Source organism: Variovorax sp. OV700, assembly GCF_900099805.1.
Taxonomy (GTDB): Bacteria; Pseudomonadota; Gammaproteobacteria; order Burkholderiales; family Burkholderiaceae_C; genus Variovorax.
In genome coordinates this window covers 328,572-341,853 of sequence record NZ_FNDR01000006.1, presented here as the reverse complement: position 1 = coordinate 341,853, position 13,282 = coordinate 328,572, and the positions used below count along the sequence as shown (strand labels likewise).

At 67.7% G+C, this 13,282-nt stretch carries 15 protein-coding genes; 6 read left to right on the top strand and 9 right to left on the bottom strand.

The genetic code is table 11. The annotated features are described in order from the left end of the window. Positions 1-5: 5 nt before the first annotated feature. Entirely contained in the window at positions 6-2,294 is a 2,289-nt protein-coding gene (pbpC, locus tag BLR24_RS16840; protein ID WP_093018994.1) for a penicillin-binding protein 1C, read from the bottom strand. Between the two features lie 278 nt (positions 2,295-2,572). Here pbpC and BLR24_RS16835 point away from each other — a divergent pair, with 278 nt between their 5' ends. Continuing rightward, positions 2,573-2,782, top strand: a complete 210-nt coding sequence (locus tag BLR24_RS16835; RefSeq protein ID WP_175543292.1) for a hypothetical protein — start codon at positions 2,573-2,575, stop codon at positions 2,780-2,782. A gap of 18 nt (positions 2,783-2,800) precedes the next feature. Here BLR24_RS16835 and BLR24_RS16830 read toward each other — a convergent pair whose 3' ends face one another. Genes BLR24_RS16830 through BLR24_RS16800 form a run of 8 tightly spaced genes read right to left on the bottom strand, consistent with a single transcriptional unit; the run spans position 2,801 to position 8,682 of the window. Next, positions 2,801-3,427 (bottom strand): LysE family translocator, encoded by a 627-nt coding sequence (locus BLR24_RS16830; RefSeq protein ID WP_093018874.1) that lies wholly within the window; start codon positions 3,425-3,427, stop codon positions 2,801-2,803. 32 nt (positions 3,428-3,459) lie between these two features. Further along, complete coding sequence (locus BLR24_RS16825) at positions 3,460-3,729, bottom strand: DUF2277 domain-containing protein (RefSeq protein ID WP_055804062.1); 270 nt, start codon at positions 3,727-3,729, stop codon at positions 3,460-3,462. A gap of 58 nt (positions 3,730-3,787) precedes the next feature. Beyond that, positions 3,788-4,213 (bottom strand): GNAT family N-acetyltransferase, encoded by a 426-nt coding sequence (locus tag BLR24_RS16820; protein ID WP_093018872.1) that lies wholly within the window; start codon positions 4,211-4,213, stop codon positions 3,788-3,790. A gap of 26 nt (positions 4,214-4,239) precedes the next feature. Beyond that, complete coding sequence (mnmH, locus tag BLR24_RS16815) at positions 4,240-5,313, bottom strand: tRNA 2-selenouridine(34) synthase MnmH (RefSeq protein WP_093018870.1); 1,074 nt, start codon at positions 5,311-5,313, stop codon at positions 4,240-4,242. Next, positions 5,306-6,097, bottom strand: a complete 792-nt coding sequence (phnE, locus tag BLR24_RS30740; protein ID WP_254787354.1) for a phosphonate ABC transporter, permease protein PhnE — start codon at positions 6,095-6,097, stop codon at positions 5,306-5,308. Before phnE ends, mnmH begins: the two co-directional genes overlap by 8 nt. Before the next feature lie 8 nt (positions 6,098-6,105). Beyond that, on the bottom strand, positions 6,106-6,957 hold the full coding sequence (locus BLR24_RS30735) for a PhnE/PtxC family ABC transporter permease (RefSeq protein ID WP_254787352.1): 852 nt from the start codon (positions 6,955-6,957) through the stop codon (positions 6,106-6,108). Next, on the bottom strand, positions 6,954-7,793 hold the full coding sequence (locus tag BLR24_RS16805; RefSeq protein ID WP_093018868.1) for a phosphonate ABC transporter ATP-binding protein: 840 nt from the start codon (positions 7,791-7,793) through the stop codon (positions 6,954-6,956). Before BLR24_RS16805 ends, BLR24_RS30735 begins: the two co-directional genes overlap by 4 nt. A 31-nt stretch (positions 7,794-7,824) precedes the next feature. Next, on the bottom strand, positions 7,825-8,682 hold the full coding sequence (locus BLR24_RS16800; RefSeq protein ID WP_093018866.1) for a putative selenate ABC transporter substrate-binding protein: 858 nt from the start codon (positions 8,680-8,682) through the stop codon (positions 7,825-7,827). A 119-nt stretch (positions 8,683-8,801) separates the two neighbouring features. Here BLR24_RS16800 and selD point away from each other — a divergent pair, with 119 nt between their 5' ends. The 5 genes from selD to BLR24_RS16775 all read left to right on the top strand — a co-directional run bounded on the left by selD (position 8,802) and on the right by BLR24_RS16775 (position 13,270). Next, positions 8,802-9,890, top strand: coding sequence for a selenide, water dikinase SelD (gene selD / locus BLR24_RS16795; protein ID WP_093018864.1), 1,089 nt, complete (start codon positions 8,802-8,804; stop codon positions 9,888-9,890). A gap of 104 nt (positions 9,891-9,994) precedes the next feature. Beyond that, positions 9,995-10,486 (top strand): hypothetical protein, encoded by a 492-nt coding sequence (locus BLR24_RS16790; protein ID WP_139188768.1) that lies wholly within the window; start codon positions 9,995-9,997, stop codon positions 10,484-10,486. 13 nt (positions 10,487-10,499) lie between these two features. After that, positions 10,500-10,943 (top strand): ribonuclease HI family protein, encoded by a 444-nt coding sequence (locus tag BLR24_RS16785; RefSeq protein ID WP_093018860.1) that lies wholly within the window; start codon positions 10,500-10,502, stop codon positions 10,941-10,943. Between the two features lie 48 nt (positions 10,944-10,991). Beyond that, positions 10,992-11,240 carry a DUF3297 family protein gene (locus BLR24_RS16780; protein ID WP_055804087.1) on the top strand — a complete coding sequence of 83 codons (249 nt, stop codon included), beginning with the start codon at positions 10,992-10,994 and terminating at the stop codon, positions 11,238-11,240. Positions 11,241-11,455: 215 nt separating this feature from the next. After that, entirely contained in the window at positions 11,456-13,270 is a 1,815-nt protein-coding gene (locus BLR24_RS16775) for a pectate lyase (RefSeq protein ID WP_093018858.1), read from the top strand. The last annotated feature ends 12 nt before the right edge of the window (positions 13,271-13,282 follow it).

The window sequence follows — 13,282 nt, the reverse complement described above, 5'->3', positions numbered from 1 at the left end:
GCTTGCTATCGGCGCGCGCTTTTCGCGATCACGCCCGCGCCGCGCACTTCGAGCTTGCGCTGGTCCACCACCTTGCCCGTGGCGTCGACCAGTTCGATCACGTGGCGCCCAGGCCAGGGTAGCCATTGCGCGCTGTTGCCACGCGCAAAGTGCTTGCCGTCGATGCGCCATTGCACGCCGCGGCCTTCGGACTCGAAGCGCACGCGCTGGTGCAGCGGCGGAATGTCGGGGTCCAGCGCGATGATGGTGCCGTCTGCTGGCGCGGTGATGCGCGCGGCTGCCGCCTCGGACGATGTGCCGGCGCCGCCGCTGTCGAGCGCGAAGAGCGGCTGCTCCGTGCCCTGCAGGAACCATTCGCTGCGCGCGGCCTCCAGTGAGTTGCCGTCGGCACCGGACCCGAATGTCACGTGCGCTTCGACGAGGCCGGCGGGCGGCTTGGGTGCGCGGCTGGGTTCACGCGCGTGCAGGAAGCGCATCACCTCGGCCCATACCGGTGCCGCGCCGCTGGTGCCGCTCACGTCCCACATCGACGCACCGCTCGCGTTGCCGACCCACACGCCGACTGTGTAGCGCTGCGACCAGCCGATGGCCCAGTTGTCGCGCATGTCCTTGCTGGTGCCAGTTTTCACCGCGGTCCAGAAGCGCGTGGAAAGAATGCTGTCCAAGCCGAAGGTGCGCGTGCGTGCGTTCGCGTCGGACAGGATGTCGCCGACGATGAAGGCCGCTCGTGGGTCGAGGACGAGCGCGGCCGAGTCGTCGCCAGCCCTGGCTTTCGCGGCTGAAGCCGGTGCCGGTGCCACAGGCCGCGCGGACAGCGTGGTGGGTCCGTAGCGCCCGCCATTGGCCAGCATGCGGTAGGCGTTGGTGAGCGACAGCAGCGACACCTCGGCGCTGCCGAGCGCGAGGCTGTAGCCGTAGTAGTCGCCGCTTTCGCGCAGCGGCAGGCCCACCGCGCGCAGCTGCCGCGCAAACGATTCGGGCGACACCATCACCAGCGTGCGCACCGCCGGCACGTTGAGAGAGGCGGCGAGCGCGGTGCGCGCCGACACCGGTCCCTTGAACTGGCGATCGTAGTTTTGCGGAATGTAGAGCCCGCTCGCGGTGTTGATCTGCGCCGATGAATCGTCGATCAGCGAGGCCGCGGTGAGCCGCCGCTCGGCAATGGCCTGCGCATAGAGCAGCGGCTTGAGCGTGGAGCCGGGCTGGCGCAGCGCGATGACTGCGTCGACCTCGGCCGCCTGGCTCAGCGGGCCCGAGGAGCCGACCCAGGCGAGCACCTCGCCACTCGCGTTGTCGAGCACCACCAGCGCGCCGTCTTCCACGTGGCGGCCGCGCAGTTCCTTCAAGTGGCGTTGCAGCGTGCCGAGCGCAAAGCGCTGCAGCGGCGCGCGCAGCGTGGTCCTGACGGCCGTCTCCTTGTTGGCTGCCTGCCGCGCGGACGTCGTGGAAAGAGCAGCCGCTTCACCGGCGTCGCGCAACTCCCTGAGCGCGCGCCGAGCCGCATGCGGCGCAATGCCTTCGTTCGCATCGAAGGCACGCCGCTGCACCGCCGCACTGGTGAACATGTCGAGCGCATCGCAGTCGATCTTCTGGCCCGGCTCCATGGCGCGCATCACCTCGCAGGCGCGCTGCGCCACCAGCGCGGGCTTGGCGTTGGGCGCGCGCACCAGCGCAGCGGCCACGCTGGCCTCGCGCGCATCGAGGCCGTTCGGCGCCTTGCCGAACAGCGTGCGCGAGAGCGCGTCGATGCCCACGATCTCGCCGCGGAAAGGCACTGTGTTGAGGTAGGCCTCGAGGATCTGGTCCTTGCGCCAGCTGCGTTCCAGCTGCGTGGCCGCGACCGTCTGGCCAATCTTCTGCGTGAAGGTGCGCCCGCTGTTGGCGCGGCGAAGATCTTCGTCGAGCAGGCCGGAGAGCTGCATCGTGATGGTCGATGCGCCGCGGGTGCGCGTGTTCCACAGGTTGCCCCAGGCGGCAGACGACACCGCTCGCCAGTCGATGCCGCTGTGCTCGTAGAAGCGCCGGTCTTCGCTCATCACCATAGCCATGCGCAATGCGGGCGAAACGTCGGCAAGCGCAATCCACTGCCCGCGCCGCACGGTGGCGTCGGTGCGCACGCGCTGCAGCAGCTCGCCGTTGCGGTCGAGCACCGCAGTGTCGGAAGAACGAAACTCGCGCTTCACCTCGTCGAAGCTGACGATGCCGGCCGATGCAAGCACCGGCTGCGCGCAGAGGATGACCGTCAGCGTTGCGGCAAGACAACGGCGGCTGATGGCGAAAGGCGGGGGGTGCATGAGGAGCGGCGTGAAGGCGGGAGCGGGAATCGGCTGCCCCGGGGGCGCCATTCTCGGCCATGCGGCCACGGGAAATGCACCTACTTGCAGACGGGTGCGCCGCCGCCTGCGCGCGTAAGAACTTAGCGCCAAAGTTTGCAGCACGTTCCACATCCGGTAACGAACTTCACGCCCCGGCCTCATCGCAGATACGGAGCCGAGACGGAGGTGGCCTTCAATGCAGCTGCCGGCTTGCGGAGGCAAGCCGTCTTTCCATAACTCCAAGGAGAAATCAAATGATGATGAAGACACTGGCCCTTCTGCTTGCCGCATCGGCCGCCCTGGCCGGCTGCGTGGTCGCACCCTATGACCGTCCGGCGCCGCGCGCGCACTATGGCTACGGGGACCGCGACCGCGACGGTGTGCCCAACCGCTATGACCGCGACCGCGATGGAGACGGCGTGCCGAACCGCTACGACCGCAGCCCCGGCAATCCGTACCGCAACTGACGTTGGCCGGAGTGCGCCTCAGGCAGGCCTGCGCGCAAGCAGCGCCCACACGCCTGCTGCGCTCAGCAGCGAGCCGCCCGCAAGGTTGAAGCGGCGCTGCGCGCGCGGCGACGAAAGCAACCTGCGGGCTGAGCCCGCGAACACGGCGTAGAGCGTGGCATTGAGCGAGGCCATGGCCACGAAGGTGACCGCCAGCACCCACAGCTGGTGCGTCACGTTCGCCATCGGGCTCAGGAACTGCGGCAGGAACGCCACGAAGAAAACGATGCCCTTGGGGTTCAGCGCCGTCACCAGGTAGGTGTTGGCAAACAGCCTCCAGCGCGACGCGGGTGCGGCTGGCGCCGCCATGTCGGCCGACGTGATGCCTGCCCGCAGCAGCTTGATGCCAAGGTACAGCAGGTACAGGCCGCCCACCCACTTCACCACCGTGAACCAGAACGCCGACGCGGCAAGCAGCGCGCCCAGGCCGAGCAGCGAAACCACCAGCGCGGTTGAATCGCCCAGCGCCACCGCGGCCACCAGCGGCACGTTGGCACGGCGGCCGTGCGACATCGAATAACTGATCACCGTGAGAATGGTTGGTCCGGGAATGATCAAGAGCACGGCCGATGCGGCGACGAAGGCGAACCAGAGTTCAAGGGGCATGAAGAGTCTCCTAAAGTTTGTGGTCGTGTCGTTCAGGTGCCGAAGCGTGCGGCCGACTTGGCCTTGGCGCGCTCGGCTTCGATGGCACGGTCGCGCGGCTCGGCCGTGGTCACCAGAGAATCGATGAGTCGCGTTGCGCTGGCGGCCATTTCATCGACTGCGCGCTCGAAGGCTTGCTGGTTGGCCTTCGATGGCACGCTGAAGCCGCTGAGCTTGCGCACGAACTGCAGCGCAGCGGCACGGATCTCCTGCTCGGTGGCGGGAGGCTCGAAGTTGTAGAGGGTCTTGATGCTTCTGCACATGGGAACTCCCTTCAGCAGCGGATGCACGATTGCACGAGTCTAGCGACCCGGCGCATCCTTATTCGATCAGCCCGCGCTCCGCGGCCTGCGCCTGGTTCTCGAAGATTGCCATCGCGGTCTTCATGCGCCTGAAGCCGAACTTTTTATAGAAGGGCTCCTTGCCGGCCACCGCATAGAGAATGATCTTGCGGTGCCCCTTCGAAAGATCCACGAGCCGCGAGACGATCTCCTTGCCGAGGCCGGTGCCCTGGTGGCTCGGATGCACGGCCACGTCGCAGATGTAGGAGCAGTCGAGCCCGTCGGCCATCGCGCGGCCGACGCCGACCAGTCGGCTGTCGTCATACGCAAAGCACTTGAACATGCTGTTGGAAAACACGAGCTTCAATCCATCAGGCTGCTTGTTACCGAGCGGTGCGGCCTGGTAGAGCCGCGAGAGTTCTTCCCAGTCGATGCCTTCGAGCGAATGGCGCCATTCGAGTGTCATGGAGCATGCCTGTTGTGTGTGGCCGGTCAGCCGGCAGGGTTCAAACGCTGGATGGCATCCGCCACGGCTTCGATGCCCTGGTCCGTGAGGTCGGGTCCCGCCACCTGCTGCCGCTGCGGCCACTTCTCGAAGTGGCGCGCCTGCGAGCGTTCATAGTGCGGATCGTAGTGAAGCGCCATCAGTTCCGCAAAGAGCGGCGGCAGTTCGCCCTGCAGCGCCCATTCCTGCCAGCGCTGCACCACCGCCTTGCCCTGCATTTCCTTCAGCCTGTCGAGCTGAGCCGCGAGCGCGGCGCGGTCGTCGCCCAGGTAGGCGTAGTCGCGCAGCAGGTAGTCGAGCCGCGCAGCCGCATCGGCCTGGATTTCGATGCACTCGGCCGCGCGCATGTGCGCAACCAGCGGAATCGGCACCGAGAGCCGGCCGATGCGCGCGCTTTCGCCTTCGACGTAGAGCGTGCGCGAGAGGTCGAGCGCATCGAAGCAGGTGGCAATGCGCGTCTCGAACTGCTTTTGCGAAGGCTGCGGCACGCCGGGCAGGGCACCCAGCAGCGAGCCCTTGTGGCTCGCGCAATGCTCCAGGTCGAGCACCTGTTCGCCGCGCGCGGCCAGGGACTGAAGGACCCGCGTCTTGGCGCTGCCGGTGGCGCCGCAGATCACCCGCAGCTGCAGCTTGGGTACGGTGGCTTCGATCTGCGCCAGCACGTGGTGGCGAAAGCTCTTGTAGCCACCCGCCAGCTGCTGCGCGTCCCAGCCGACCAGGCGAAGCCAGGTCACCATCGAGCCGCTGCGCAAGCCCCCGCGCCAGCAATACACGAGCGGGCGCCAATTGGCCGGCTGATCTGCAAAGCGCTCGCGCAGGTGCCGTGCGAGGTTGGCGGCCACCATGGCGCCGCCGACGCGCCGTGCCTCGAAGGCCCCGGTCTGCTTGTAGATGGTGCCGACGATGCGGCGCTCTTCGTCGTCGAGCACCGGACAGTTGATGGCGCCCGGAATGTGGTCGAGCGCGAACTCGGAGGGCGAGCGCGCGTCGATGACGGTGTCGAACCGGTGCATGTCGGCCACCCGCGTGGGCTGGTGGCGCGGGTTGTCGTGTTCACGCATGGGCGTGCCCCAGGTTGCGCCGCAGCCGACCGCTCGCCAGGTCGACGAGGGCCACCAGCCCGAACATTGCAATCAGTACGGTCATGGCCTGCTGCTGTTGAAAGATCGATAAGTGAAAGTAGAGAAGCTGCCCCAGGCCACCGCCGCCGACGAAGCCCAGCACCGCGGCCATCCGGATGTTCATTTCCCAACGATACAGCGCATAGGCGATCCATTGCGGCAGCACGAGCGGAAGGCTGCCGTAGCCGAAGGCCGCCACCGCGCCGGCACCACCCAGCGCCAGCGCCTGCTCGGGTTCGCGCGGCGCGTTCTCCAGGCTTTCGGCGAACAGGCGGCCGAGCACGCCGGTGGTGTGCAGCGCGAGCGCCAGCGCGCCCGCAAACGGGCCGATGCCCGCGGCCAGCACCATGAGCGCGGCCCACACCAGCTCGGGCACGCTGCGCAAGAAGTTGAGGACGAAACGGCAGCCCTGCCGCACCAGCAGGCCCGAGCGGCCGGAGGCTGGCAGCGCGAGCGCGGCGGCGCCCGCGGCCGCCAGCAGCGTGCCGAGCGCCGACACGGCCAGCGTCTGCAGCGCGCCCCGTGCCGTCTTGGCAAGGAAGGCGCTCGAAAGATCCGGCGGAAAGAACTCGGCGATGAACTTGCTCATGAGGCCGATCGATTCGGCCGTGAAGAGAGCGCTGTAGTCGATGGCCAGGTAGGCGAAGCTGGCTACCACGCCCGCGAGCACCAGCGTCGATGCGACCCAGCAGCGGATGCAGCGAGGCGGTCCGGCCAAGTTCACGTGCCCTTTCATGCCAGCAACCGGCGCAACGCATTGCTCAGCGCGTCCGCGAGCAGCACCAGCACCAGGAACACCAGCAGGATGCTGCTGGCTTCGCCACCGTTGAGCATCTTCATCGATTGGTCCATGAGCTGACCCAAACCGCCCGCGCCCACGAAGCCCATCACGACCGAGGCCCTGACGGCGCATTCCCATCGGTACACGGTGTACGAGATGAGCTCCTGCCCGCAGTGCGGCAACAGGCCGTAAACCAGCGCGGCCATGCGGCCGCTGCCGCTTTCCATCAATGCGCGGGCAGGCCGCGTGTCGGTGGATTCGAGCACCTCGGCATATACCTTGCCAAGCATGCCGCCGTAGGTGATGGCCAGCGCCAGCACGCCGGCCGCGGGCCCGAGGCCGAGCGCGCGCACGAAGACCAGCGCCCAGACGATTTCGGGAATGGCGCGCAGCACCATCAGCACGGATCGCCCGGCTTGCCGCACCACTGCCGCCTGCGCACGCCCCGGGCCGGGCCCGATGCGCGACACCGAGAGCGCGCGCGTGGTCACGAAGGCCAGCGGCGCACCGATGAGGAAAGCCAGCGCAGTGCCCGCCGTGGCCATGGCCAGTGTCTCCAGCGTGGCCTTGCCCAGCATCGCAAGAAAGTCCGGCGCGGTCTCCGGCGGCATGAAGCCGGCCAGGAAGCCGCCGATGACCTGCAGGTTGCCCGGCGCGAACAGGGCAGAGGGCGCGAAGCCCGACAGCTGCAGCATCGGCCACGCGATGACGAGTGCGGCCAGGAGCCAGACCAGGCGCTGGCGCGCCAGCGGATCGCGCAGTGCAGGCAGCGTGCGTGGCGGCAGCGGTTGCGCGGTGGTCACAGGCAATCCGGGCGCTCGACGGGATTCGCGGAAACGGCGGCGAACGTCCTGGGCGCGATGTCCAGAGGCAGCCCGGGTGCCTGCATCGGCAACCCGCCCTCACTCGCATAGAGCGCCGCGAGCATCGGCTCCGTCACGTTGCCGACGGGCTCGTCGAACACCACCTGCCCGTTGCGCATGCCTACGATGCGCGGAAACCAGCGCAGCGCCAGGTCCACCGCGTGCAAGGAGGCCACGAGAGTGGCGCCCGTTGCTTCGCTCTGCGCCACCAGCTGCTGCAGCGTGGCGTCGGCCAGCGTCGGATCGAGCGCGGACACCGGCTCGTCGGCCAGCATCAGCGCGGGCCGCTGGTAGAGCACGCGCGCAATGCCCACGCGCTGAAGCTGGCCGCCCGAGAGCCGGTCACATCGGTCGAACAACCGGTCCTCGAGCGAGAGCCGCGACAGCACTTCGTGCGCGCCTTCGAGGTCCGACGGACGCAGCAGCGAACCGAGCGCGCGCATCGCGCTCCATTGCCCGAGGCGCCCCGAGAGCACGGCGGTGACCACGCGCAGGCGCGGCGCGATCGGCGGGCTCTGGTGCACGGTGCCGATGCGCGACCGCAGCTTGCGCAAGGCCGGTGCGGCCAGTCGCCAAGGTGCTTCGCCGAGCAGCTGCACCGTGCCTTCGCCGGGCCGCAGCGCGGCGCCGAGCACGCGCAGCAGCGTGGTCTTGCCGGCACCCGAGGGGCCGATGACGGCCAGCCGTTCGCCGCCGCGCGCGGCAAGCGACACGTTCTGCAGCGCGCGATGGCCGTTCGGGTGCACCAGCCCGGCGTCGTCGAGCGAAAAGCTCACGCGACGGCTCCGGCGGTGCGCCCCGACGGCATCACTTGACCAGACCGGCCGACTTGGCAGCGGCTTCGATGCCGTCGTAGTTCGACGACTTGGTGGGCACGAACTTGCTCGCGCGCTGCAGGTTCATGATCTCCTTCATGGCCGGGTCCGTGGGGTCGAGCTTCAGGAAAGCCTCGGTGAGCTTCTTGGTCAGTGCCGGGTCGAGGCCAGGGCGCACCGTCCAGTTGTAGTCGTAGTAGGTAGGGGTGGTGGCCAGCACGCGCACCTTGGCGGCGTTCGGGTTCTTGCTTTCGACCAGCTTTTCCCACACCGACGCATTCAGCACGCCGGCTTCGGCCCGCGACGCAGCCACGAAGGCCACGGTGGCGTCATGCGCGCCCGAGAAAGCGACGGTCTTGAAGTCCTTCTCCGGATCGATGCCGGCCTGCATCAGGAAGTAGCGCGGCATCAGGCTGCCCGAGGTGGAGGAGGGCGCGCCGAACGCGAAGGTCTTGCCCTTCAGGTCAGCCAGCGTCTTGGCGGTGCTATCGACCGGCACGATGAACTTGCTGGTGAACACCTCGTCTTCGGCACGCTGCACGATCGGCACCGCGCCGCCATTGGTGCGGATGCGGGCCTGCACGAAGGTGAAGCCGCCGAGCCAGGCCAGGTCGATCTTGTTCGTCGCCAGGCCCTCGACCACTGCGGCGTAGTCGGTCACGGGCGTGAACTGCACGTCCATGCCGGTCTCCTTCTTCAGGTAGTCGCCCAGAGGCGTGAACTTGCGCTGCAGTTCGGTGGGCGCCTCGTCGGGGATGGCGGACACGCGCAGCACCTTGCCTTGTGCCGAGGCACCCAGGGCGAGGACGGAGAGCGAAAGCGCAAGGGCAATGCGGAAGAGGGGTTTCATGGAATGGCGCAGGGTGGCGCAAGAGAGGACGGACAACCCTCGATTGTAGAAACCCGCGCGCGGACGCCATTCCTGGCCCCCTTCGATAATGGACGACCGCCTCTGATCCGAATTGCGCCATGACCGACATACCGACAGTTTCCGCCCCCAACCCGCTCAACCCACTGGCGCCGCTGCGCCTCACCAGCTTCTCGCACGGCGGCGGATGCGGCTGCAAGATCGCGCCCGGTGTGCTGTCGGAAATCTTGAAGAACAGCGGCGGCGGCCTGATTCCGCCCGAATTGATGGTGGGCATCGAAACCGCCGACGACGCGGCCGTGTACCGCCTGAACGACAGGCAGGCGCTGATCGCGACGACCGACTTCTTCATGCCGATCGTCGACGACCCCTACGAGTTCGGCCGCATTGCCGCCACCAACGCCATCAGCGACGTCTATGCGATGGGCGGCAAGCCGATCATGGCGCTGGCGCTGGTCGCCATGCCCGTCAACCAGCTGCCGGTGGAAGTCATCGGCGACATCGTGCGCGGCGGGCAGGACGTGTGCCGCGCGGCCGGCATCCCCATTGCAGGCGGCCACACCATCGATTCGGTCGAGCCCATCTACGGACTCGTGGTGATGGGCCTCGTCGATCCGGCTCACGTCAAGCGCAATGCCGAGGCGCGCGCGGGCGACGTGCTGGTGCTGGGCAAGCCGCTGGGCGTGGGGGTGCTCTCGGCCGCGCTCAAGAAAGAGAAACTGTCGGTTGCCGGCTACCGGCAGCTCATCGAAAACACCACGCGGCTCAACACACCGGGCATCGCACTGGCCACCATGCCCGGCGTGCACGCGCTGACCGACGTCACCGGCTTCGGGCTGGCCGGCCATGCGCTGGAGCTCGCGCGAGGCGCCGGGCTCACCGCCACCATCGACTGGCCGCGCGTGCCGCTGCTCGATGGCGTGGCCGCGATGGTGGCGGACGGCTTCGTCACCGGCGCCTCGGGGCGCAACTGGGCCGGTTATGGCGAGGACATCGAGCTGGCAGACGGCCTGCACGCCACCGCGCAGGCGCTGCTGAGCGACCCGCAGACCTCGGGCGGGCTGCTCGTGAGCTGCGCGGCTGAATCGGCCGATGCGGTGCTGCAGGTGTTTCGGGGCGAAGGCTTTGCGCAGGCCGCCGTCATCGGCCGGATGGAGCAGGGCCCCGCGCGGCTGCGCGTCTCGGCGTGAAAACCGCGAAGGCCACGCGGGCCGGCGCGAGGCGCGACTTCGGGCCAGAATGCGGCTCAGGGGAGACGCGGTCGTCTTCGGCAGTCCACAACGGAGGTCGCATGATGCGCACATCGGTTCTCTTCATTCCGACCCTCGCCGCTGCGGCCGTCGTCGCCGCCCTCGGCGCGCAGGCTGCCGACGTGGTCCGCTGCACCGATGCCAGCGGAAACATCGTCTACACCGACGGCCCTTGCCCCGCGGGCAGCAGGCTTTCGCGCCAGGTGCCCCTCACCGAGCCGCTGTCGGTGGTCCCGCCTGTTTCGTCCGGCGAAGCGCGCCGGCCGTCGTCCACGCCTCCGCCGCGCGCGGCGCTGCCGCAGCCGCAGGCCGGCAATGCGCCGCAGGGCCCCGCCATCATTCCGCGCAGCGTCGACGAGCCGCGCCAGGTGACCGAGCCGGCACCACCCGTCTACAGCTGGGGACCGGAGCCCTACTACGACGGTGGCCGCCCCATCGTTCGTCCACGGCATCCCCGCCCGCAGGAAGACCCGGGCCCGCCGCCGGGCCAGCGGCCCTGCCAGAACCTGGCCGGCATCAAGCGCAATAACTGCTGAGCCGCCGGAGCCGATGCCTCTTCGCCACTGGACCGTGTACTGCGACGGCAGCGCGATGCCGAACCCCGGCCGCATGGGGGCCGGCGCGGTCATCACCGAGCCCGACGGCACCCGCCACACCTTGTCGCTCGCGAGCCATGCCATTGGCTGCAACAATGAAGCCGAATTGAGGGCGCTGACGCTCGCGCTCGAAGAACTGAAGGCAAGGGGCGCGACGGCGGTGCTGGCCTATACCGACAACAGCATCCTCGTCGAGCAGCTCGGCGCGCCCGGTGCGAGGCCGATTGAACGCATGGCCGGCCTGTTCGAGGATGCCCGCGCCTTGCTCGGCTCGTTCGAAGAGGTGAGCCTGCGATGGGTGCCGCGGCACCGCAACCACGAGGCCGATGCGCTCGCGCGTGCCTCGCTGGGCTTTGCGCCCAAGCCTGCGGCCAGAACGACGAAGAAGAAACGCTAGCGCTGGCGACGATCGGGGGGATCGGAGAGACGCCATATCATCCGCGTCATGACAGAAGCCACTCCTCTCCCGCCTCTTCCCGACCACCTCTCCTGCGACCCGCGCAGTCCGCATCACGTGGCAGCCGTTTTCGAGCACGACGTCGGCATCCGCTTCAACGACAAGGAACGCCTCGACGTGGAGGAATACTGCATCAGCGAAGGCTGGATCAAGGTGCCCGCGGGCAAGACGGTGGACCGCAAGGGCAAGCCGCTCTTGATCAAACTGAAGGGCAGGGTCGAGGCGTTCTACCGCTAGGCCTCTTTGGCCTGATCCCTTCCGGGGCGTGCGCCCCGGGCTCCTTCCTGAAAAACATTTCCATACAAAAAAAGCCGCCCATCTTGCATCTTTAGTTGTCGTACAACTTGGAGATAAAACTGCCAAAAATGGCAGAATTTCCAGCGACTCATCGGACATCGTATGAGTTGAAAAGTACCAAAGCGGTCAAACCGCTCTTCAACTGGAGACATAAGATGAAACGCAGGAACTTCGTCATCTCGACCCTTTCCCCGCTGGCGCTGAGCGCATGCGGAGGCGGCGGCGGAGATGGTCCCACCTTTCCGCCGTTCCCAGTTCCCCCGCCCGCGCCGGCTCCCGAGCCGCCGCCAAGCACCGAGATGCTGGCGCGCAAGGCAATGCGGCGCGCCGCGGGCTTCATGGACGAAACGGTGTCGTACCGCGGCGGCTACGTGTGGGCCTACATGCCGGACTTCTCGACCCTCTGGGGCGAGATGGAGGCGCGCCGCACCATGTGCTGGATCCAGCCGCCGGGCACGCCGACCGCGGGGCACTGCATGCTCGACGCCTATCACGCGACGGGCGATGAACTCTTCTACAACGCCGCCGAGCGCACGGGGCTCGCGCTCATCGAGGCGCAACATCCGTCGGGCGGCTGGAACTACATTCACGACTTTGCCGGCGAAACATCGCTGCGCGACTGGTACGCCACCGTGGGCGCCAACGGCTGGCGCCTGGAAGAGTTCCAGCACTACTACGGCAACGCCACCTTCGACGACGCGGGCACGGCGGTGTCGTCGCAGTTCATGCTGCGCATGTATCTGGAGAAGAAGGACCCACGCTTTTTGGCGGCGCTGCAAAAAGCCATCGGCTTCGTCACGCAGGCGCAGTTCGTCGGCGGAGTGGCCGAAGGCGGGTGGCCGCAGCGCTATCCGCCGTCGCCCGACGCGATCTCTTCGATGCCCTTGCCCAATCCGCAGCAGCTGCCCGCGGGCGCTACGGCGGGCATGGAAGACGGCGACTACACGCGTCACGTCACCTTCAACGACGACGTGGCGGGAGAGAACATCAAGTTCCTGCTGATGTGCGTGGTGGCGCTTGGCGACCAGAGCCTGGTGCCGTACATCACCCGCGCAATGGACTGCCTGCGCCGCATGCAGCAGCCCGGGCCGCAGGCCGGCTGGGGCTTGCAGCACCTGGCCACGGACCAGAACGGCCGCCTGGCCGGAGAGCCTGCCGGCGCGCGCAGCTACGAGCCGAGATCGCTGGCCACGCACACCACGCAGACCAACGTGCAGCAGCTGTTCAACTACTTCCGCCTCACGGGCGACCGCGGCTTTCTTGCGCGCGTGCCCGAGGCGCTCGACTGGCTGGACAGCTGCAAGCTTACCGACACCATGATCGCGGAGAACCCACTGCTCAAGGGGCGTACGCATCCCACCTTCGTGGAGCTCGGCACCAACCAGCCGCGCTTCGTGCACCGCTACGGCTCGAACATCCACAACGGCGCTTACTATTTCGACCACGACCATCGCAACACGCCGAGCCACTACTCGGCGGGCCGCAACATCGACATTGCGGGCATGCGCCAGACCTACGCCCAGCTGAACGGCATGACCGACACCGCCATTCAGCAGATGGTTGCGGCTTCGCCGCTGCGCCATGGAGAGCAAAGGCCGCTGCCGAAGTACTTCTCGCTGCGCGAGGTGGACTTTGCCGACCTGTTCGCAGACCGCGTGATGACCAGCCCTGTGGTGAGCGCCACCGATGCGGTGGCAGTGATGGACAAGCTCGACCCGAAGGGCTATTGGCTCGCGCCGCTGTCGGCCGTGACCAACCCCTACAAGGGCGACGGTCCCACCACGCCGTACACGGGCGATGCCTATCGCAGCAAGCACGTGGGCGATGTGTTCGACACTTCGCCCTACGATCCGGCGGACCCGCCCTTCATCGAGCCTTACGTGAAAAAGGAGCAGCCGCAGGGAATCACGGTGGCCAGCTTCGTCAGCAACATGGGCAAACTCATCGCCTTTACTGCGCCTGTCGTCTAATTCGCGCTGAAG